Source organism: Halorubrum ezzemoulense (assembly GCF_004126515.1).
GTDB lineage: Archaea > Halobacteriota > Halobacteria > Halobacteriales > Haloferacaceae > Halorubrum > Halorubrum ezzemoulense.
Genome location: NZ_CP034940.1, coordinates 1622271 through 1643369, shown reverse-complemented (window position 1 = coordinate 1643369; position 21099 = coordinate 1622271). Strand labels below are relative to the sequence as shown.

General features: G+C 70.6%; 19 protein-coding genes. 11 read left to right on the top strand and 8 right to left on the bottom strand.

Annotation, left to right across the window (positions count from 1 at the left end; all coding sequences use genetic code 11):
* Nucleotides 1–4: 4 nt before the first annotated feature.
* A complete protein-coding gene (locus tag EO776_RS08185) occupies nucleotides 5–637 on the bottom strand; it encodes a hypothetical protein (protein WP_094520471.1) in 633 nt (210 codons plus the stop codon).
* 283 nt (nucleotides 638–920) lie between these two features.
* Here EO776_RS08185 and EO776_RS08180 point away from each other — a divergent pair, with 283 nt between their 5' ends.
* Nucleotides 921–2330, top strand: a complete 1410-nt coding sequence (locus tag EO776_RS08180; RefSeq protein WP_086216726.1) for a class II fumarate hydratase — start codon at nucleotides 921–923, stop codon at nucleotides 2328–2330.
* A gap of 18 nt (nucleotides 2331–2348) precedes the next feature.
* On the opposite strand, the gene EO776_RS08175 is transcribed toward EO776_RS08180, so the two are convergent.
* Entirely contained in the window at nucleotides 2349–2732 is a 384-nt protein-coding gene (locus tag EO776_RS08175) for an ACT domain-containing protein (protein WP_094520470.1), read from the bottom strand.
* An 81-nt stretch (nucleotides 2733–2813) separates the two neighbouring features.
* On the opposite strand from EO776_RS08175, the gene sucC reads away from it, so the two are divergent.
* The 5 genes from sucC (at nucleotide 2814) to EO776_RS08150 (ending at nucleotide 9258) form a co-directional block, all read left to right on the top strand.
* Nucleotides 2814–3959 carry an ADP-forming succinate--CoA ligase subunit beta gene (gene sucC, locus EO776_RS08170; protein WP_086220948.1) on the top strand — a complete coding sequence of 382 codons (1146 nt, stop codon included), beginning with the start codon at nucleotides 2814–2816 and terminating at the stop codon, nucleotides 3957–3959.
* The gene (gene sucD, locus EO776_RS08165) at nucleotides 3956–4825 is read left to right on the top strand and encodes a succinate--CoA ligase subunit alpha (RefSeq protein ID WP_049929456.1); all 870 of its coding nucleotides are present in this window, start codon (nucleotides 3956–3958) and stop codon (nucleotides 4823–4825) included. Before sucC ends, sucD begins: the two co-directional genes overlap by 4 nt.
* A 78-nt stretch (nucleotides 4826–4903) precedes the next feature.
* Nucleotides 4904–7450: a hybrid sensor histidine kinase/response regulator gene (locus EO776_RS08160; RefSeq protein WP_100050478.1), complete on the top strand. Its 2547-nt coding sequence runs from the start codon at nucleotides 4904–4906 to the stop codon at nucleotides 7448–7450.
* A gap of 80 nt (nucleotides 7451–7530) precedes the next feature.
* Entirely contained in the window at nucleotides 7531–7851 is a 321-nt protein-coding gene (locus EO776_RS08155) for a helix-turn-helix domain-containing protein (RefSeq protein ID WP_049929458.1), read from the top strand.
* An 84-nt stretch (nucleotides 7852–7935) separates the two neighbouring features.
* On the top strand, nucleotides 7936–9258 hold the full coding sequence (locus EO776_RS08150; RefSeq protein ID WP_086220498.1) for a tRNA (N(6)-L-threonylcarbamoyladenosine(37)-C(2))-methylthiotransferase: 1323 nt from the start codon (nucleotides 7936–7938) through the stop codon (nucleotides 9256–9258).
* A gap of 164 nt (nucleotides 9259–9422) precedes the next feature.
* Here EO776_RS08150 and EO776_RS08145 read toward each other — a convergent pair whose 3' ends face one another.
* The 5 genes from EO776_RS08145 to EO776_RS08125 form a co-directional block, all read right to left on the bottom strand.
* The gene (locus tag EO776_RS08145; RefSeq protein WP_100050477.1) at nucleotides 9423–10508 is read right to left on the bottom strand and encodes a sensor histidine kinase; all 1086 of its coding nucleotides are present in this window, start codon (nucleotides 10506–10508) and stop codon (nucleotides 9423–9425) included.
* A gap of 60 nt (nucleotides 10509–10568) precedes the next feature.
* On the bottom strand, nucleotides 10569–12641 hold the full coding sequence (locus EO776_RS08140; RefSeq protein ID WP_100050476.1) for an AMP-dependent synthetase/ligase: 2073 nt from the start codon (nucleotides 12639–12641) through the stop codon (nucleotides 10569–10571).
* Between the two features lie 77 nt (nucleotides 12642–12718).
* A complete protein-coding gene (locus EO776_RS08135) occupies nucleotides 12719–13708 on the bottom strand; it encodes a DUF7260 family protein (RefSeq protein ID WP_129452386.1) in 990 nt (329 codons plus the stop codon).
* A gap of 90 nt (nucleotides 13709–13798) precedes the next feature.
* The gene (locus tag EO776_RS08130) at nucleotides 13799–14641 is read right to left on the bottom strand and encodes a translation initiation factor eIF-2B (RefSeq protein ID WP_049929463.1); all 843 of its coding nucleotides are present in this window, start codon (nucleotides 14639–14641) and stop codon (nucleotides 13799–13801) included.
* A gap of 79 nt (nucleotides 14642–14720) precedes the next feature.
* Complete coding sequence (locus EO776_RS08125; RefSeq protein WP_094519386.1) at nucleotides 14721–15455, bottom strand: DUF726 domain-containing protein; 735 nt, start codon at nucleotides 15453–15455, stop codon at nucleotides 14721–14723.
* Between the two features lie 261 nt (nucleotides 15456–15716).
* On the opposite strand from EO776_RS08125, the gene EO776_RS08120 reads away from it, so the two are divergent.
* The 5 genes from EO776_RS08120 (at nucleotide 15717) to EO776_RS19620 (ending at nucleotide 19804) form a co-directional block, all read left to right on the top strand.
* On the top strand, nucleotides 15717–16193 hold the full coding sequence (locus EO776_RS08120) for a hypothetical protein (protein WP_049929465.1): 477 nt from the start codon (nucleotides 15717–15719) through the stop codon (nucleotides 16191–16193).
* A 400-nt stretch (nucleotides 16194–16593) separates the two neighbouring features.
* Nucleotides 16594–17532 carry a methenyltetrahydromethanopterin cyclohydrolase gene (gene mch, locus EO776_RS08115; protein WP_049929466.1) on the top strand — a complete coding sequence of 313 codons (939 nt, stop codon included), beginning with the start codon at nucleotides 16594–16596 and terminating at the stop codon, nucleotides 17530–17532.
* 21 nt (nucleotides 17533–17553) lie between these two features.
* Nucleotides 17554–18081 (top strand): hypothetical protein, encoded by a 528-nt coding sequence (locus EO776_RS08110; RefSeq protein WP_094519387.1) that lies wholly within the window; start codon nucleotides 17554–17556, stop codon nucleotides 18079–18081.
* Between the two features lie 78 nt (nucleotides 18082–18159).
* Complete coding sequence (locus EO776_RS08105; RefSeq protein WP_049929468.1) at nucleotides 18160–19353, top strand: potassium channel family protein; 1194 nt, start codon at nucleotides 18160–18162, stop codon at nucleotides 19351–19353.
* Nucleotides 19337–19804, top strand: coding sequence for a nuclear transport factor 2 family protein (locus tag EO776_RS19620; RefSeq protein ID WP_049929469.1), 468 nt, complete (start codon nucleotides 19337–19339; stop codon nucleotides 19802–19804). The genes EO776_RS08105 and EO776_RS19620 overlap by 17 nt, the downstream gene beginning before the upstream one ends.
* A gap of 15 nt (nucleotides 19805–19819) precedes the next feature.
* Here EO776_RS19620 and EO776_RS08095 read toward each other — a convergent pair whose 3' ends face one another.
* Complete coding sequence (locus EO776_RS08095) at nucleotides 19820–21031, bottom strand: iron-containing alcohol dehydrogenase family protein (protein WP_049929470.1); 1212 nt, start codon at nucleotides 21029–21031, stop codon at nucleotides 19820–19822.
* Nucleotides 21032–21099 lie beyond the last annotated feature (68 nt).

Below are 21099 nucleotides of genomic sequence, written 5' to 3'. Positions count from 1 at the left end.
TCGGTCAGCCGTCCTCGCCGGTCTCGCTCGCAGTCGGCTCGTCGAATTCGGCCGCGGAGTCGTCGACCTCGTCGTCGTCGTCGCCGGCACCGTCGTCATTTGCGGCGCCGGCGCCGCCCGCGACGCGGTCGGCGACCAGTTCAGCGAGCGGGTCGACCGTGACGGTCAGGCGGGCGACGAGGAACACCACTGGGACGAGCGCGACGAACAGGAAGGCGGCGTCGTACGCCCACGCGGCGCCGTTCAACACGGGGACCGCGACGCCCGCGAGCCCGCGGTACGCGGCGAGTACCGCCCCGAAGACGACGAGCCAGTGGACCACGCCGCCCGCGTTCTCGGCGATCCGGTCCGGGCGAGCGTCCCCCTCCGCGTCGGCCTCGCCGAGCGCCAGGCGCGTCAGCAGCGCGAACTTCGGCGCGGCGTACAGGAGGATTCCGGCCACCGCGAGCGCGACGACGCCCGTCGCGACCGCGGCGAACGTCACCGGCGCGAACGGGACGAGCCGGTCTACCCCCGGTAGCAGCGTCACGAGCGAGAGCACGCCGACGACCGCCAGCGCGCCGATCAGCAGTCTGCTCGTCGACCGGACCGTGTCGCGGTCGAGCGCCGTTCCGATCGCTGAGTCGTTCGAGCTCATTGGCGCTCGGCCGTTGCCGCCGGACCGACATATAACGGGAACGCCGTCGCCCCGAGTTGAACCGGTTTTAGTCGAGTTAAATTCCCGGCCGAGAGCGGCCGATACATCTCAAGTGTGGCGCCACAGGCGGTTTCGTGGCGGCGCTCGCCCCATCGGGCCAGTCGACGGAACCCTCGTAAAAGTCGTGCTTCTCGGTGGCAATTGTGTTGCTACCGTACCGCACGATTTCACGTGGGTGACGCCTTCCAGTACCTTTTACAGCGTCTCGCGGGAAGGCCGAGGCATGGGAGACGACTACCGCACGGAGGAGGACAGCCTCGGCGAGATGCAGGTGCCGGCGGACGCCTACTGGGGCGCGCAGACCCAGCGCGCCGTCGAGAACTTCCCCGTCTCGGGGATCGGGATGAGCCGGCGGTTCATCCGCGCGCTCGGCGTCGTCAAGAAGGCGGCCGCGCAGGCCAACCGCGACCTCGGGCTCGTCGAGGACGACACCGCGGAGGCGATCGTCGCCGCCGCCGACGAGGTGATCGCGGGCGAGCACGACGACCAGTTCCCGGTCGACGTGTTCCAGACCGGCTCCGGCACCTCCTCGAACATGAACGCTAACGAGGTGATCGCCAACCGCGCCGCCGAGATCGCGGGCGCGGAGATCGGCGACCGGGTCGTCCACCCCAACGACCACGTCAACTACGGCCAGTCCTCGAACGACGTGATCCCCACGGCGATGCACGTCGCCGCGCTGGAGGCCGTCGAGAAGGACCTCGTGCCCGCGCTGGAGACGCTCCACGCCGAGCTGGAGGCCAAGGAGACCGAATTCGACGGTGTCGTCAAGACGGGCCGGACGCACCTCCAGGACGCCACCCCCATCCGACTCGGCCAGGAGTTCGGCGGCTACCGGACGCAGGTCTCGAAGGGGATCGAGCGCGCCGAGGCCGTCCAGTCGAACCTCCGCGAACTCGCCCTCGGCGGCACCGCGGTCGGGACCGGGCTCAACACCCACCCCGAGTTCCCGGAGCTGGCCGCGGAGTACATCTCCGACGAGACCGGGACGGAGTTCCGCGAGGCGGAGAACCACTTCGAGGCGCAGGCCGCCCACGACGCGATGGCGGAGGGCCACGGCGCCCTCCGAACGATCGCGGGTAGCCTCAACAAGATGGCCAACGACCTGCGGCTCCTCGCCTCCGGCCCGCGCAACGGGCTCGGCGAGGTCGAGCAGCCGGAGAACCAGCCCGGCTCCTCGATCATGCCCGGGAAGATCAACCCCGTCGTCGCCGAGTCGGTCAACCAGGTCCACAAGCAGGTCGTCGGCAACGACGCCGCCGTCTCCGCGGGCGCCGCGCGCGGCGAGATCGACCTGAACCTCTACAAGCCGGTCATCGCGCACAACTTCCTCGAATCCGCGAAGCTGATCGCGAACGTCGCCGAGACGTTCGGCGAGCGCTTCGTCGGGAAGCTGGAGGCGAACGAGGAGTTCGCGCGCGAACGCGTCGAGCAGTCGATGGCGCTGGCGACCGCGCTGAACCCCGCGATCGGCTACGATAAGGCCAGCAAGGTCGCGAAGACGGCCCTGAAGGAGGGGAAGAGCGTCCGCGAGGCCGCGGTCGAGGCCGGCTACCTAACCGAGGAGGAGGCCGACGAGGTGCTCGCCCCCGAGGCGATGACCCACCGCGTCATCCTCGGCGACGAGGACTGAGCCGCCCGCTCGGCGACCTCAGTCGGTGACTTCGCAGCCCAGTGCTTCCAGCCGCCGGACGGGCGCGGCGCGGTCGTCCCGCTTGACGAACACGTGGTCGGTCGCGTACGACGAGACGACGAACACCGAGGCGTCGACCTCGGCGAGCGCCGTCGCGACCGCCGCGAGGAACCAGACCAGCTCGAAGGGGAGCTCGGGCTCGAAGGTGAGGCGCTTCCACCCGGGCTCGACCGCGTCGGTCGCGACGGCGTCCGCCTCGTCCTGGTCGACCACCACCGTCGTCTCACCGACCTCCCGGACAGTCGCGAACGCGCCGGGGTGTTCGCCGTCGGTCCGGCAGACCGCGTACGTCTCCGCCGGGACGCTGACCGTCCCGTTCCGGAGGAGTTCGGCGGGATCCATGGGGGTAGCAGACGCCCGATGCCAAAGGAGGCGCGCCGAATCGGAACCATTTAAGCCGGTGTCGGTACCGATCCCACACGGATGAAACTTCACGAATATCAAGCGAAGTCTCTCTTCGCCGACGCCGGGATCCCGGTTCCGGACTCCCGGCTCGCGACGAGCGTCGACGAGGCGCTCGACGCTGTCGACGAGATCGGGTACCCGGCCGCGATCAAGGCGCAGGTCCACGTGGGGGGCCGCGGCAAGGCCGGCGGGATCAAGATCGCGACGGACCGCGAGGAGGCCGAGCAGTACGCCGACGAGATCCTCGGGATGGACCTGAAGGGATACACCGTCGATCAGGTCCTCGTCGAGGCCGGCGTCGACTTCGTCGACGAGCTGTACGTCGGCGTCACGATGGACCGCGGCGAGGGGAAGCCGGTCCTGATGGTGTCGACCGAGGGCGGCGTCAACATCGAGGAGGTCGCCGAGGAGAACCCCGACGCGATCGCGCGCGAACACGTCGACCCCGCGTTCGGCCTCCACCCGTACCAAGCCCGGAAGGTCGTCTACGAGGCCGGCGTCGACGCCGACGTGGCGCTCGACGTGGCCTCGATCCTCTCGACACTGTACGACCTCTACGAGGAGAACGACGCCTCCGAGATCGAGGTCAACCCCGTGATGATCACGGGCGACCGCGACGTGATCGCCGCGGACGCCGTGATGAACATCGACGAAGACGCGCTGTTCCGCCAGTCCGACCTGGCCGACATGGCCGAGGCGTCCTACGAGGACGACCTCGAACGCAAGGCCGGCGAGTACGGCTTCGACTACGTCCGCCTCTCCGGGAACGTCGGCATCATCGGCAACGGCGCCGGGCTCGTGATGACGACCCTCGACCTCGTCGACTACTACGGCGGCGCGCCCGCGAACTTCCTCGACATCGGCGGCGGGGCGAAGGCCGAGCGCGTCACGCAGGCGCTCGACATGGTGTTCTCCGACGACAACGTCGACGCCGTCGTCTTCAACATCTTCGGCGGGATCACCCGCGGCGACGAGGTCGCCAAGGGGATCAACGAGGCCCTAGAGCAGTTCGACGAGATCCCCAAGAAGGTGGTCGTCCGGCTCGCCGGCACGAACGCCGAGGAGGGGATGGATATTCTGAACACCGACCTCGTCGAGGTCGAGAAGACGCTGGAGGACGCGGTCCAGCGCGCGGTCGCGAACGCGGAGGAGGTGACCCAATGAGCATTTTCGTCGACGACGACACCAGAGTGGTGGTCCAGGGGATCACCGGCGGGGAGGGGAAGTTCCACGCCGGCCAGATGATCGAGTACGGCACCAACGTCGTCGCCGGCGCGGTGCCCGGCAAGGGCGGACAGGAGGTCGACGGCGTCCCCGTCTACGACACCGTCGACGAGGCCGTCGAGGCCGAGGACGCGGACGCCTCCGTCATCTTCGTGCCGCCGGCGTTCGCCGCCGACGCGATCTTCGAGTCGCTGGACACTGACCTCGACCTCGCGGTCGCGATCACCGAGGGGATCCCGACGCAGGACATGGCGAAGGTGAACAAGCGCCTGAGCGAGACCGACACCCGTCTCATCGGTCCGAACTGCCCCGGGATCATCACGCCCGGCGAGGCGAAACTGGGCATCCTCCCCGGTAACATCTTCTCCGAGGGGAACGTCGGGCTGGTCTCTCGATCCGGCACCCTCACCTACCAGGTCGTCGACAACCTCACCGAGCGCGGGCTCGGCCAGTCGACGGCGATCGGCATCGGGGGCGACCCGATCATCGGCACGTCCTTCGTCGACGCCCTCGAAGCGTTCGAGGCCGACACCGACACCGACGCGGTCGTGATGTGCGGCGAGATCGGCGGCGAGGACGAGGAGCAGGCCGCGAAGTTCATCGGCGAGCACATGGACACGCCGGTCGCCGGCTTCATCGCCGGGCGCACCGCGCCGCCGGGCAAGCGGATGGGCCACGCGGGCGCCATCGTCTCCGGCTCCGGCACCGGCACCGCGCAGTCGAAGATCGACGCGCTCAACGACGCCGGCGTCCCCGTCGGTGACACCCCCGAGGAGGTCGCCGACCACGTCGAGGACTTCCTGTAAGGGCCCCGCGGTCGGCGGGCTTTTCAATTTCGGTATCCGGAGCGAAAGCTAAAACTACCGGTAGGGGAACACACGCACATGAATTCTGAACCCGGCGACGCCTCTGCGGGGACCGGAGCGGCCGCGTCCGACGCGCCGGGATCGAACGCCGACTCGTCCCGATGTGTCCTGTTCGTCGACGACGAGCCGGGGGCGGCTGACCTCGCGGCCACGCACGTCGATCGGCTCGTGGACGGGATCGAGACGCTGACGCGGCTGTCGCCGGACGAGGGGCTGGAGGTGGTCCGCGACGGCCGCGTCGACTGCGTCGTCAGCGACTTCGACATGCCGGGATCAAACGGGCTCGAGTTCCTCGAATCGGTCCGCGATGTCGACCCCGGGCTCCCCTTCGTGCTGTTCACCGGGAAGGGGAGCGAGGAGATCGCGAGCGACGCCATCTCCGCTGGGGTGACGGACTACCTCCAGAAGGGGGCCGGTCGCGACCGCTACGAGATGCTCGCGAACAGCGTCGCGAACGCGCTCGGCCGCCGCCGGGCAGAGCGGGACCTCCGTGAGGTGAACGCGAAGGTCACGGCGATCCACGAGTTCGCGGCGGAGCTGGCATCGGCGACCGACGTTGCGACGGTGTTCGACCGGACGGTCGACGCGGCCGAGGACATCTTGGAGTTCGACCGCTGCGTCACCGCCCGCCGCCGCGGCGATAAGGTCGTCCCGGCCGTCCTCTCCGAGAGCGTCAGCGAGGAGGAGGTCCGGGCGTTCGACATCGGCGAGGGGGTCGTCGGGACCACGGTCGCGGAGCAGGAGACGATGGTGGTCGACAACCTCAGCGTCGACCCAGCGGACCCGGACGAACTGGAGGACCCCTCGTCTCCGGGTCGGTCGTCGGTCGGAGCCGACCGCCGGACCGGGTCGGAGGTGGCGGACCCGGTCGCCGACGACATCCGGTCGGCGATCAGCGTCCCGATCGGTTCCCACGGGGTGTTACAGGCCGTCTCGAACGGGCACGCCGCGTTCGACGAGCGCGACGTCGAGTTCGCGGAGCTGCTGGCGGCCCACGCGGCCAACGCCATCGAGCAGATCGAGACGGAGAACGCGCTCCGCCGGGAGCGAGATCGGCTGACGGCGCTGTTCCACGACCTCCCCCTCCCGGCGGTGCGCACCGTCGCCCTCGACGGGGGCGGCCGTCGCCTCGACGCCGCCAACGAGGCGTTCCGGGAGACGTTCGGCTACGGCGCCGACAGCGGGTACGAGGAGGTCTGCGACGAGGTCATCCCGGACAGCGCCGAGCGGTTCGAGCCGGAGGCGGTCCTCGAACGCGGCGAGCCCTCGCGGCTCGAAGTGCGCCGGCGGACCGTCGACGGGATTCGCGATTTCATCCTCCACGTCATCCCCGTCAAGCAGTCGGACGAGACGGTCCTCTACAGCGTCTACGCCGACATCGACGACCAGAAACGCATCGAGCGGACGCTTCGGCGGCTCCACGCGACGACCCGCGAGATGTTCGGCGGCGACTCGCGGGCGGAGATCGCCGAGGTGGCCACCCGCGCGGCGATCGACACCCTCGGGTTTCCGAGCAGCGGGGTCCGGCTGTACGAGCCGGAGACGAACGTCCTCCGCCCGACGGCGATAAGCGAGGAGGCCACCGCGGCGTTCGGCGACCGCCCCGCGTTCGGTCCGGGCGACGGCCGCGTCTGGGAGGCGTTCGAGTCCGGCCAGCCGATCGTAGTCGACGACCTCGACACGGTCGACACCGCGGTCGGGTACGGCGAACACCGGAGCCTCCTCGTCGTCCCGCTCGGCGAACACGGGGTGATGCCGTTGGGGTCGCGGGAGCCGGAGTTCTTCGACGCGACGGACGTCCAGTTGGCCCGCGTCCTCGCCGCGAACGTCACGGTCGCGCTCAACCACGCCGAGCGGACAGAACAGCTGCGCGAGCGGGACGCGGCGCTCCAGCGGGAGATAGACCGGCTGGAGAAGTTCGCCGGGCTGGTCTCTCACGACCTCCGGAACCCGCTCAACGTCGCGGCCGGCCGGACGGACCTGGCTCGGGCGCTGACCGACGACGCGGCGGTCCTCGATGAGCTCGATCGGGTGGAAGACGCCCACGACCGGATGACGCAGCTGATAGACGACCTCCTCGCGCTGGCGCGGCAGGGTCGGACGGTCGACGACATCGAGCCCGTCCCGCTGGACGAGGCGGCCGAACGCGCGTGGCGCACCGTCGACACGGCGGGCGCCACGCTCGACGCGTCGGCTGCGACGGACGCGGTCGACGCCGACCCGGAGCGGCTCCGGACGCTCCTCGAGAACCTGTTTACGAACAGCGTGGAACACGGTTCCACGAGCAGTCGGGCAACGCCCGACGACGGCGTCGAGCACGGCTCGGGCGACGCCGACGACCTCACGGTCTCCGTCGGATCGCTCCCGGACGGCTTCTACGTCGCGGACGACGGACGCGGTTTCGACATCGACCCCGAGGCGGCGACGGAGTACGGGCGATCGAGTACCCCGGACGGGACGGGGTTCGGCCTCGCGATCGTGCGAGAGATCGCGGCCGCTCACGGCTGGGAACTGTCGGTCGACGACAGGGACGGCGCGCGGTTCGAGTTCCGCCCTGAATCATAGTATATAAAAAGACGGTTGGCGTGCGCAGGGTGCGCACAGGCGGGCCACGGTTATGCGCGATTCGCCCCTGTAAGTAACGTATGGACGACGGAACCCGCGAGCTGCTCGAACCGCTCCCGCCGAGCGCCAAACTGGTCTACTACGTGCTCGACGCGGAGGGCCGGTTCGACCAGACCGGCCTCGCCGAGGAGACCCGCCTCTCGACCCGCACCGTCCGGTTCGCGGTCGAGAAGCTCACCGAGGTCGGCCTCGTCGAGGAGGGGCTGTGCCCCCGCGACGCCCGCCGGTCCGTCTACCAAGCGGTTCCGCCGGCCGAGCGCGACCCCGTCGACGAGCCGGAGGCGACCGCCGACTCGGCCTCCGAGGCCGACGCGCCGACTGCCGCGGTCGCGGAAGACTGACGCGGAACGGGGCCGACTCGCCGGGCCGCCGACGCCCCGATCCGTCGCGCTTTTGCCCTCGGGACCGATAGTAAGGACACTCCGATGGCGACGTACCACATCGAAACGTACGGCTGTAGCTCGAACCGGGGAGAGAGCCGGGAGATCGAGCGCGCCCTCCGCGACGGGGGGCACCGCCCGGCCGACGGCCCGGACGACGCGGACGTCGCCATCCTCAACACCTGTACCGTCGTCGAGAAGACGGAGCGGAACATGCTCCGCCGCGCCGAGGAGCTGTCGGAGACGACGGCCGAACTCGTCGTTACCGGCTGTATGGCGCTGGCACAGGGCGAGATGTTCGCCGAAGCCGACGTCGACGCCGAGATCCTCCACTGGGACGAGGTCCCCTCGTACGTGCTCAACGGCGAGTGCCCGACGGTCACGCCCGACGCCGAACCGGTCCTCGACGGCGTCGTCGGTCTCCTCCCGATCGCGCGCGGCTGTATGAGCAACTGCTCGTACTGTATCACCAAGTTCGCCACCGGCCGGGTCGACTCCCCGTCGGTCGAGGAGAACGTCGAGAAGGCCCGGGCCTTGATCCACGCCGGCGCGAAGGAGATCCGTGTCACCGGGCAGGACACGGGCGTCTACGGCTGGGACGACGGCGACCGGAAGCTTCCCGAGCTGCTCGACCGCATCTGCGACATCGACGGCGACTTCCGGGTGCGGCTGGGGATGGCGAACCCCGGCGGCATCCACGGCATCCACGAGGAGCTGGCCGACGTGTTCGCCGAGAACGAGGAGCTGTACGACTTCATCCACGCGCCGGTCCAGTCCGGTTCCGACGACGTGCTCGAAGACATGCGCCGCCAGCACCGCGTCGAGAAGTTCCGCGAGGTCGTCGACACCTTCGACGACCGGCTCGACCACTGGACGCTGTCGACCGACTTCATCGTCGGGTTCCCCACAGAGAGCGAGGCCGACCACGAGCGCTCGATGGACCTGCTCGCCGAGGTCCGGCCCGAAAAGATCAACGTCACCCGCTTCTCGAAGCGTCCCGGCACCGACGCGGCCGACATGAAGGGGCTCGGCGGGACCGTCAAGAAGGAGCGGTCGAAGGCGATGTCCGAGCTGAAGATGGAGGTCGTCGGCGAGGCGTACGAGTCGATGGTCGGCGGGACGTTCGAGGTGCTCGTCGTCGAGGAGGGGACGGGCGACTCGGTCAAGTGCCGCGACGGCGCCTACCGACAGATCATCGTCCAGAACGCGACCGATCGCGGCGTCGAGGTCGGCGACTTCCTCACCGTCGAGGTGACCGGCCACAACACGGTGTACGCGTTCGGCGACCCCGTGACGGAGTCGACACCGGCCGACGGCGACTCGGTCGAGCGCGACGAACAGCCGGAGTCCACGCCGTCGTCGGCCTAACGCCACGCGAACGGCGCGCTTCTCCCACGCCTAACGAACTGACCGCGACCTCGGTGTCCAACGAACGGCTCGCGCCGCCACGCGGTCGACGCGGCGCCCGAACCGACCGAGATCGCTCCCGCCCGGGTCGCACGGCCGCTACTCCGAGGCTTCCGACCTCACTCTCACCGCCGATCCTCTCCGGAGTCGACGCCGGCCGAGCCGTCCGAATCCGGCCGATCGGGGAGGCGGATCCGGACCGCCGTTCCCCCCGGCTCGTTCTCCGCGAACTCGACCGTTCCGCCCGCCCGGTTCACGGCCCAGTAGATCAGCCACAGCCCGACGCCTTCGGTGTGTTCGAGCGGGGTCTCCTCGGAGTTTCGAAGCGTCCGCCGCTCGATCCGCGGGATGCCGCGTCCGTCGTCCGCGACGACGAGGTGTACCGCATCGTCGCGCCACACGCGCACCGTCACGGTCACGTCGTCGTTATGTTCGACGGCGTTCCGCAGCGCCTCTTCGAACGCGACCCGGACGGACGGATGCGTCCGGACGACGCAGCGCTCCGGCAGCTCCGTGCGGATCGTCGCGTCGGGCGCTTCGGCGGTCAACTGCGCCACCTCCTCCTCGACGACGGTGACCAGGTCCACCGAGCAGCGCGCGTCGGTCTGCCAGATCGACGCGAGCCGTCGCGTCCGCTCGCTCGTGTCGAGGAGCGACTCCAAGTGGTCGCGGATCGTCGCCACCTGCGCTCGGGTCTCCGGGCTGTCGTCCGCCGCCTCGATCTCGGTGAGGTACCCGAGCGCCACCGAGAGCTCGTTCCGGATGTTGTGGCGCAACACCCGGTCGTTGATCGAGAGCAGCGTCGCGAGCTCCTGCGCCTCGGTGAGCTGTTCGTCCGCCTTCACCGCGTAGAGGCTCCCGCGAGACCCGACCGCCGTGCCGAGGCTGGCAGCGAACGAGAGCAGAAAGGGGAGCTTGAACGCGTGGTGTCCGATCAGCCAAATGAGCCAGACGACGGCGGCGAGCCCGGTGAACCCGAGCGCGGTCCCCGCGCCGATCCGGACCGCTCGCCACTGGCCGGAGCGAGAGATCCCCCAGCGCGGGAGGTCGCGAACGGTGTAGAAGGCGACGCCCGAGAGGCCGAGTATCAGCACCGATTCGAGTGCGATCCCCACGGTCGGGCCCGCGTGAGTCAGGTGGAGCACACCGAGGCCGAAACAACACCCCCCCAGAGCGGCGAAGCCGTATCGGGGCGGTACGTGGGGACCCATCGCCGAATTTACTCTCTCGCGACGGATATCGGTTTCTAGTTCTGCCCGGTTCCGGCCGCTCTACTCCTCGTAGATGACCTCGACCTCGTCGGCGAATCGGTCTAAGATGTTCCGTCGCTTCTTCTTCATCGTCGGCGTGAGCAGGTCGTTCTCCTCGGTGAACTCCTCCTCGACGAGCCGGAACTGCTTGATCTTCTCGTACGACTCGAACTCCTCGTTCACGCGGTCGACTTCCTCCTGAATCCGCTCGCGGACGCGGTCGTCGCGGCAGACCGCGGCGCGCTCCGCGGGCAAGTCGATCCCGTTGGCCTCGGCCCACGCCTCGACCCTCTCGAAGTTCGGCACGATGAGCGCCGAGACGAACTTCCGGCCGTCGCCGAGGACGACGCACTGCTCGACGAACTCGTTGGCGGCGAACCGGTCCTCGATCGGTCCGGGGGCGACGTTCTTCCCGGTCGAGAGCACGAGCAGCTGCTTCGCGCGCTCGCGGAACGCGACGTAGCCGTCGGGGCGGAGCTGGACGATGTCACCGGTGCGAAACCACGGCTCCGCGGCGGCGGCCTCCGCGTCTCCGGGGCCGTCCCCGCCGACGCCGACGCGGTCGTCGGCCGGGGTCCCGGCGGTGACGGCGTCGGTCGGGAGGTCGTCCGCGTCGACGAACGCGTCTGCGGTCGCGTCCGGCCGGTTCCAGTAGCCGTCCGTCACCTGTGGCCCCCGGACGAGCAGTTCGCCGACGTCGCCGGCCAGGTCCGCGACCTCTTGTCCCACCACGGAGCCGTCGATCGCGATCTCGGTGTCGACCACCGGCGGCCCGATGGTGCCGACCTTCGGCTTCTCGGGCGGGTTGACGCAGATGACGGGCGACGTCTCCGTCAGGCCGTATCCCTCCAGTATCGGCAGGTCCATCGCGTGGTACAGCGCGCACAGCTCCGCCGACAGCGACCCGCCGCCCGAGATGAAGAAGTCGATGTTCCCGCCGATCGCCTCCCGGACCGACGAGAAGACGAGCCGATCGGCCACCGCCCGCTTGGCGTCGAGTAGCGGACCGGGGGCGTCGGCCTCGTGGTGGTCGCGGCCCACGTCGACCGCCCACTCGAAGATGCGCTCCTTCACCGGCGACTCGCTCGCCTGCTCCCGGATCGCGTCGTACAGCTTCTCGTAGACGCGCGGGACGCTGGTGGTCGTCGTCGGGCGGACGAGCCCGAAGTCCTCGCGGAGCGTGTCGGGGCTCTCCGCGTACGCGACCGTCGCCCCCGCCGCGAACATCATGTAGTGGCCGGCCATCCGCTCGAAGACGTGCGCGAGCGGGAGGAACGACAGCGTCGTCGACTCGGCGGAGATGCCGGGCACCTCCGGGTCGCGGTCGGGTCGGTCCGCGAACCGCCGGTAACACTGGGAGACGTTGTCCCGGAAGTTGCCGTGGGTGAGCCTGACCCCCTTCGGCTTCCCGGTGGTCCCGGAGGTGTAGATCAGGCTGGCGAGGTCGTCGACGCCGACCGCGTCGAGCCATCCCTCGTAGGCCGCCTCGTCGAACGCCGCGGCGCCGCGCTCGTGGACCTCGCCGAGGGTGTACACGTCGTCCACGTCAGCGTCGGCATCGTCCCCGAGGTCGTCGGTGTCGACCTCGTCGAGGGTCACGATCGCGTCGAGGTCGTGTTCGAGGTCGCCGCGCACCGCGAGGACTTCGCGGAGCATCTCGCGGTTCTCGGCCACGACCACCGTCGCCTCGGGGTCCTCCAGCAGGTAGCACAGCTGGCTCGGGGACGACGAGGCGTACACGGTCGTCACGACGGCGCCAGCGGCCAGCGCCGCGAAGTCGGTCTGAGCCCACTCCATGCGGGTCTGCGAGTACATCGCCAGTCGCGTGTCGTCGTCGACGCCCAGCTCGCGCAGCCCGGTCGCGAGGTTCCGGACGATCCCCCGCATCTCCGCGTACGTCACGTCGGCGTACTCGCCCGCGGGGGCCTCCGGAACCACCCCGGACGCGACGAGCGACCGGTCGTGGACTCCCCCCTTGTACCGCTGTGCGATCCGGTCAGCGTGCCGCTCCGCGGTGCGTTCGAACGTCGCGGGGAGCGTCTCTCGGGCGATGGCGTCGTCCGTGAACGCTCGTTCCGCCTCCTGCCAACTCATACCCCCCCAGACCCGCCCTACCTTCATAAACAATCCGGTAGTTTGGAGTTTCCGCCGGTCCGGGGCGCCCGGGAGAGTCAGCGGCCGCGGGCGATTCGTCCCCCGACGCGGTCCTTATCGGCGCGGATCCGGTCTGCGACCTCCGCGATCTGGGCCAACACCGGGTACCGCGGCCCGTCGGTCGGGCCGTAGAGGTAGGCGTAAAACGGCCGTTCGCGGTCGGCGTCGAGCGGCGTGCGCGGCGTCAACGGGGGATCGTCTAACGAGCGCTGTCGGTCGGCGGCGAGGTCGTCGCACTCCCCTTCGAGTTCCGTCAGCCGGCTCCAGACGTCGACGGCGGCCTCGGCCTCGCAGCCGGGTCGGACCCCGTCTAAGTGACCGAGCAGCCGGCGGCGACGGCGGTCGATCGCCGACAGCGCTGACTCCCTGTCGCCGATCGCGTCGATCTCTTCGTCGATCGCGTCGGCGAGGCGTTCGCGTGCGTCGACGGCGCGGCGGCTCCGGTCGACGAGCGCCGACTGCGCGGCGCCCGAGAGCCCCCCGTCCGACGCCAGCGCGGTCACGGCGTCCGGACCGAGTTCGGCCGCCAGGCTCTCCGCGGGCGTCTCGTCGTACTCGGCCCGGTAGTGGGGGAGCGACAGCACGGTGTCGTCGTACGCGGCCATCACCCGTCTGAGGCTGACGCTGCTCCCGGGCGATCCGCCGCCGGGGCCGCGCGCCCCGTCGCCGGGAGCGCCCATTCCGCGGAGCGAGCCGGCCGGCACGCCGGACGGCGTCGAGTCCGTCGCGGCCGAGATGGTGTCGATGTCGGCCACGCGGTCGGCGAACGACTCGAACGCGTCCCGCTCGTCGAGGACGCGGCGTCGCTCGCGGTGACAGGCCGCCTCGGCGTCCCGGACGTACGCGAACGCGACCAGCGCGGCGAGACCGACGATCGCGACCGCCGTCAGCACGCCCGGATCGGTCGCGACCGCCCACAGGTCGCACCAGCCGCTCGAACACCCCGCCGCCGTCACCCCCTGATCGGGGATCTGAAACACCGTCGTCGAACCCGTACGAATGCTCATTACGCCTGTTAACACGGTACACACACAAAGCGCTTTTGTCCGCTCGACGGGGTTCGCCGGCAGCGCTCGTCTTCTCGCCTCGTCGGGCCCTCAGTCCCGGACGCCGTCGTCGGTGATCACGGTGTCGATCATCCCGATCGGGGTGGCGTCGTAGCTCGGGTTCTCGATCTCGACGTCCTCGACGGGTTCGCGCATCACCTCGACGGCGTCGCGGAACTCGTTCTCGAACCGGAACTCCTCGATCGTCTTCGCGCCCGAGCCGACCGCGGTGACTGGGACGCCGAGCTCGCGCGCCGTGACGACGAGGGGGAACGTGCCGATCCGGTTGTAGTAGGTTCCCCCGGTAATACAGGTGATACCGAGCAGGACGCGGTCGCAGTCGCGGAGCGCGTACCCCATCGCGCTGTCGACGACCATGCGGACGTCGACGCGGGACACCCCGGCGAGAATCCGCGCGGTCTTGCGGCCGAGCGTCCGCGGGCGCGCCTCGGTGACGTAGACGGTCAGGTGCGCCCCGTCGCGCGCGGCGTTCTCGATCGCCTCCAGCACCGTCGTGGAGTAGTCGTGGACGAGCAGCGTGTCGCCGTCCTCGATGTGCTCGGCCGCGTTGGCGGCCGCCTCGCCCTTCGCCGTCTCGATGTCGTCGACGACGCGGGCGATCACGTCCTCCAACAGCTGCTTCGCGCCCTCGACGCTCGTCGCCTCGCCGACGATGGATCGCTCGACCTCGCGCATCGCGTTGTGGAGCGCGGCGTGGGAGGGGTTCGACCGGCGCAGCACGCCCGCGTTGTGTTCGAGGTCGCGCTCGAACTCGTCGACGGTCACGTACTCCCGGTCTAACAGGTCCGCGAGCGACCGCGTCGCCTTCACGGCCACCGCGGACGTGCTGTGGGTCCGCATCGCCCGGATCTCGGCGACGGTCTCGTCGATCATGCCCGAAGGGTCGACCGCGCCGGTAAAAGGGGTTCCGGGGGCGAGTCGGCGGCGAGGCGCCCCGGAGTGCGCCGTCGCACTACTCGAACCCGATCCGGCCGATCGCGCGCGACAGACAGCCCGCGTCCGGTTCGAGGTACGAGTAGTGGTCCGCCACCAGATCGCTGACGTCGATGTCGGCGTAGCCGTCCGGCGCGGTCGCGGCGCCGGACAGCCCGCCGTGGCCGACCGCCCGGGTCCGGTCGGAGGCGCGGTACACCCACCCGAGGACGCGGTCGTTCCGGCTGTGGAAGTTGTAGAGGGGCGCGTCGAGCGCCCCAATTGCCGCCCCGTACGCCCCGTCGGTCCCGACGCTGTCGTGCGGGATCGCCCCGCCGAACAGCGACACCGACGCGAGGGCGTCCGTCCGCCCCCTGTCCGCGAGTTCGCGCAGCGCCGCTCCGGTCACGCGAGCGCCGAGCGAGTGCGCGAACAGGTGGACCGGACGGCCGTCCTCGTCCGCCCACGCCGTCAGCCAGTCGGCGAGCGGGGCGGCGTTGGCGTCGGCGGTGCGCTTCGCCGGTCCCCAGTCGTCGTTCGACGACCACGAGTAGCCGATCACGGGCGGGACGCTCGCCGCCGCGTCGTCGCCGCCCGCCGAGTCCGACGCCGCCGCCAGCCCCAATCGCGCCGCGTACGCCTGATCGCGGGCCGACTCTGCGTCCGCGCCGAGGCCGTGGACGTACAGGACCACCGCGTCGCTGCCGCCGAACTCCCACGACCCCGAGCGCGTCGTCGGCTCGTCGGCGTCGAGCCGCCGTCGGGTGGAGACCATCGGCTGTGACTCGGGCGCCTCGTACCCGCCGAAGTCGCCGTCGAGCGCGTTGGCGACGTACAGTCCGCCGCCCCCGAGGAGACCGACGCCGCCCGCGACGCCGTAGAGGAGCCGGCGGCGGGTAACGGGGCCGGACGAGTCGTCCGATGCGTCCGAGCTGTCAGGAGTGGTATCGGATGAGATGTCGAATCGTCGGCCCGAGCGATCAAATAGCTGACGCGGCGGCGACGGCTGTTTATAAACGGGTCCCCTACGAGACGTATGAGCTACCCGGTCACGTACTACTGTCCCCACTGCGGGACGCTCGTCGCGCTCGAACGCGAGGGGTACCTCGCGGACAAGTCGGTGACGCCGTACCCGCTGGAGGGGTGGACGTACGTCGCGCCGACCGAGCCGTTCGACGCCGACGAGGCGACCGAAGACGGCGACACCGCCGACGCCGACGGCGTCCGGTTCGTCTGCGGCGAGAGCGACGGCGTCGAGTGGGACCCGCACGACGGCGTGCGCGGCACCGACGTCGGCGGCGACGAGCCGTACCGCGAGCCGGACGCCGAGGGCGTCGGCTGCGGCGAGGCGTTCTACCTCTCGTTCGTCCGCTACGACGAGGGGCGCGAGATCGACCCGCGGGCTGAGTCTGCCCCCGTCGAGATCAACCCCGATCCGAGACCGAGCGGGCCCCGCGGTCCGAGCGGCCCCGGCGAGGCCGGCGGCCCGAGCGACTCCGACGGCTTCTGGTGACGACTCGGAACGCTCGCTTATATCCGGCTCACGAAGCATTTCGGTCGAACGCTCCCGAAATCGCGCTCGCTCAATTCTAAATAGTCGCTGGTGGACCGGCGACGGACACCGGCAAAGCCCCACCGGAAGACGTTCCTGCTCGCTTTGCTGCGCGGGCTGCGACTTCCGTGCTCCCGCTCGCTTCGCTCGCGGGAACGCGCAGCACCGCAGCCTCACACCTCCCCAGCCGCGTCGCTCGCCGCGGGCGAGCGACTCCCTCGCGCGTGCTCCTCACGCCCTGCGGGCGTTCGGAGGCACGCGCCACCGCCTCGGTTGTTTATAAGTAACGTCCACCGGATCTCTTGCGACGCCCCGAGCCGAACAGCCAAACCCCTTAAACGGGGAGCGAGTACGCTCGTTTATGGAAAGCATCAATCGGACTGCGATCGAGCTGGTCGACGAGGCGCTCGACTTCGCCGGCGAGCTGGATGTCGTCGGCTACGAGCTGGACAACGGCGCCACCGTCGTCGACTTCGGCGTCGACGCGGCCGGCGGCGTCGAGGCGGGACTCCTGCTCGCGGAGATCCAGACCGCCGGGCTCGCGAACCTCCAGACGCGAATGGGCCGGCTCGCCGGCGCGCCGCGCCAGTACGTCGAGCTGTCGACGGACCACCCCGCGGTCGCGCTGCTCTGCTCGCAGAAGGCCGGCTGGGAGCTGACGACCGAGGGCGGCTTCGAGGGGCTGGGTTCCGGCCCCGCCCGCGCGCTCGTCGGCCGCGAGACCGAGTTCGAGCGCGTCGGCTACTACGACTCCTCCGAGTTCGCCACGCTGGCGGTCGAGTCGACGGCGCTCCCCGACGAGGAGGTCGCCGAACAGGTCGCCGAGCTGGCTGAGGTCGACACCGACGGCGTGTTCCTCCCGACGTTCGCCACCGGCTCGACTGCGGGCTCCGTCACCACCGCGGCCCGCGCCGCTGAACTCGCCGTCTTCCGCCTGTTGGAGGTCGGCTACGAGCCCACGGACGTGCTCCACGCCTCCGGCTCCGCGCCGCTCGCGCCCCCGACCCGCGACGAGACCGAGGCGATGGGCCGGACCAACGACGCCTTGGCGTACGGCGGCGAGGTCCACCTCCAGGTCGCGCGCGACGACGACCGCTTCGGCGAGATCGTCTCGACCGCGGGCGAGGAGTACGGCACCCCCTTCGTTGAGGTGTTCGAGGACGCCGACTGGGACTTCTACGACGTTCCCGAGAGCGTGTTCGCCCCGGCGCGGGTCACCGTCGACGTCGTCGACGGCCCCGTCTACACCGTCGGTGAGACCGACGAGGAGCTGCTCGCCGAGTCGTTCGGCTACCGCTGACGCCGCGAGCGTCCCCGACTGATGCGACTCAAACCCGTCCCCGAACCCCCGGCCGACCTCGACGCCCTCCGCGAGTACCAGCGCGCGGTCCCGCTCGTCCCGGGTACCGCCGACGACTGCTGCGCCCGCCTCCGGCGGCGACGCGACCTCCCCGACCGTCAGACCGCGAACGACTGGCTCGCGTTCCTGCGCGCGCTCAACCTCGCCGAGGACACCTCTCGGGGGTTCGTCCGCGCCGACGCCGAGCCGACGCCGGAGCGCGTCCGCGAGGGGCTCCGAGAGGAGGTCCTGTTCGGCCCCGAGGCGCTCGCGGCGCTGCGGGAGGCCTCGACCGACGACCCGCTGACCGCCCCCGACCTCTTCGCCGCGACCCGCGACCGAGTTCCGCGGCACGACAGGGCCCGCGATCCCGACTGGGAGGCGACGTGGCGGGGCCGCGCGGCCCGGCTGCTGGGATGGCTCGCGCTCGTCGACCTCGCCGCGCCCGTCGGCGACGGCACGGAATCGCCAGAGGATGCGCCGGGCTACGTCGCCGGCGACGCGCTCTGACGCGGCGGTCGTCTCCTCCGCTCCGACCGTTCGAATTCCCGCAACAAGCCTTTTACTCGGTGCCGGAGAGGGAGTCATATGGGACGATTCGACGAGCGCACGGTCCGCTACGAGCCGACGAGCGTCAAGGACCTGCTCGTCGAGATGAAGGACACCGCGGAGCTGTTGATCGATCTGTCTTATTCGGCGGTTCTCCACGCGAGCCCGACGGTCGCGCACGAGGTCGTCGAGCTGGAACACCGGATGGACGTGCTCCAGATGCGCGCCCGGATGAGCCTGATGCTCGCCGCGCGGAACCCGAACGAGGCGGAGACGCTCGCGCCCGTGCTCGGCGTCATCGCGGCCGCCGACAAGGTCGCCGACGCCGCGGGCGACATCGCCAAGATCGTCACCGAGGAGATCGGGCTCCCCGAGGCGATGCGGGGCGCGCTCTCCGCGGGCGTGGAGACGCTCGTCCGCGGGACCGTGCGGGGCGAGTCCGCGTACGCCGGCCGGACGCTGGACGATATCGACCTCGAATCGGAGACCGGCGTCCGCGTCATCGCGGTCCGGCGCGACGAGGACTGGATCCTCAACCCCGGACCGACCACCCGGTTAGCGCCCGGCGACGTGACTCTGCTTCGGGGGCCCGAAGCGGGCGTCGAGGACGTGTACCCCGAGCTGAGCGGCGACCCGTTCGAGCCCGAGCCCGCGCCCGAGCCGGCGATCGACGACTTGGAGCGCGCGGTCGACTCGATCGTGTTGATGAAGAACCTCTCCGAGCTCGCCGTCGACCTCGCGTACGGGTCGGTCCTCTTCGACAACGAGGAGCTGGCCGAGGAGGTGAGCAACCTCGAGATCGAGGTGGACGCGCTCCAGTCGCGGTTCGAGGCGTGGACGCTCCGCGCCGCGGCCGAGGCCGACGACCCGGTGTCGCTGCGGGGACTCATCCACCTCGGCGTCGCGACCGAGGAGATATCCGACGCCGCGCTGGCGATCACCGAGGGAGTCCTCCGCGACCTCGACGTCCACCCGGTCGTGGAGATGGCGGTCCAGGAGTCCGACGAGATAATCACCCGGACCGTCGTCGTCGAGGGGAGCGAACTCGACGGGACCGCCGTCGCCGACGGCGTGCCCGCGACCGACATCTCGACGAGCGTCCTCGCGATCCGCCGCCCGGACGAGGGGTGGCTGGTCGGCCACGACATCGACACCACGCTGCGGGGCGGCGACGTGATCATCTCGAAGGGAACCCGGACCTCAGCCGAGGAGTTCGATGCCCTCGCGGCGTGAGGCGGACGACGCAGAGCGCGGAGCGAACGCCCCCGACAGCGGAGCGAACGCCGACGCGGACAGCAGAGCGAACGCCGACGCGGATAGCGGAGATCCGGCGGGCGAAAGCGCCGACCCCGCCGCGCTCGCCCGGGCCTACTACGACGCGATCGACGCCGGCGAGTACGAGCGGCTCGCGTCGCTGCTCGACCCCGAATTCGTCCAGCGGCGCGGCGACAGGACGTTCGAGGGACGCGACCGGTTCGTCGCGTTCATGCGAGACGGGCGGCCGAACACCGACACGACCCACGCGGTCGACCGCGTCTATCCGTCGGGTCCCGGCGTCGCGGTCCGCGGCCGCCTCCGTGACGCTGACGGCGACGTGCTGTTCGCGTTCGTCGACGTGTTCGAGACCGAGGCCGGGCGGTTGACCTCGCTTGAGACGTACGGGGCCGAGTCGTCCGACGGATAGGCCGTCTCCCCGGCCTTACCACGCCGCCCGCAACACGCCGAGGATCTCCTCGGGAGTCGCGTCGAGGTCGGCCGGCGCGCGCTCCATCGGCGGGTCCTCGGCGACGAACTCGGCGATCGCCGGGAGGTCGTCCTCGTCGGTCTCGGGGAGATCCCGGAGGCGGCTCGGGACATCGAGCGCGTTCCGGACCTCGGCGACGGCCGCGACGACATCCTCGGCGATCGCTGCGTCGTCGCGGCCGCCGGTCCGGATCCCGAGCCCGGCGGCCAGCGCCCGCCGGCTCGCGTCGACCTCGTCGAAGAGGTACGCCAGCGCGTGCGGCGCGACGACGGCGTGGATCGCGCCCTGCTGAACCTCGTATCGCCGCGCGAACCCGTGGCCGAACGCGTGGATCACGCTGATCTTGGAGTCGAGCTGGACGAGCAGCGACCCCACGACCGCGCGGTCCATCGCGTCCTCGCCGCCCGGTCGGTCGCCGGCCACGCGGGGGAGCGCGTCCGAGAGGAGGCGGAGTCCGTGGACCGCGGCCGCGTCGCTCACCGGGGAGGCGTCGCGGGCGTACGGCGTCTCGATCCCCTTGTCGAACCCGTTCATCGCCGACCCGGCCAGCACCGAGGCCGGCGTCGTCTCGAACAGCGCCGGGTCGGCCACGTCGACGATCGGCCACGCGCCGCTCCCGCTGACGGTCACCGGCTGTCCGGTCGGCGACTCGTCGGCCGAGAGGACCTCCAGCGAGCCGCCTGTCGAGACGTCCGCGCCCGCGAATGTCGTCGGCACGACGACAGCCGGGAGGGCGGGGCCGCTCTCAGGCGCCAGGTCGCCGAGCGCGTCTGCGCCGGCCTCCGCGTCGCCGCGGAGGGCGTCGAGATCCCGGCCGTCGGCCGCGAGCAGCGTCGCCTGTCTCGCGACGTCGAGGCTGGCGCCGCCGCCGACCGCGACGAGGACGTCCGCGTCCGCCTCGGCCCGCGCGTCGAGGAGGTCGTAGGCGGTCTCGACCCGCTTGTCTGGCGTTGTCCCGTCGAAGACGCCGACGAGTCGGTCGCCGAGGCCGTCTCGGACCGGATCCATCAGGGCGTTGTTCGCGCCGGTGTTCGAGCCGCAGACGACGAGCGCGCCGTCGAGGCCGCGATCGCCGAGCCAGGCGCCGAGGTCGGCGACTCGTCCCCGCCCGTACCGGATCTCGCAGCCGCGGTGAACGTGGTCGAAGGAGTCCGCGATCGGTAGCATCGGCGACGGGTACGCGAGGGCGCGGTTTGTAGCTGTGGGAGAGCTAGGCACACGTCGCCGTCGGGGGC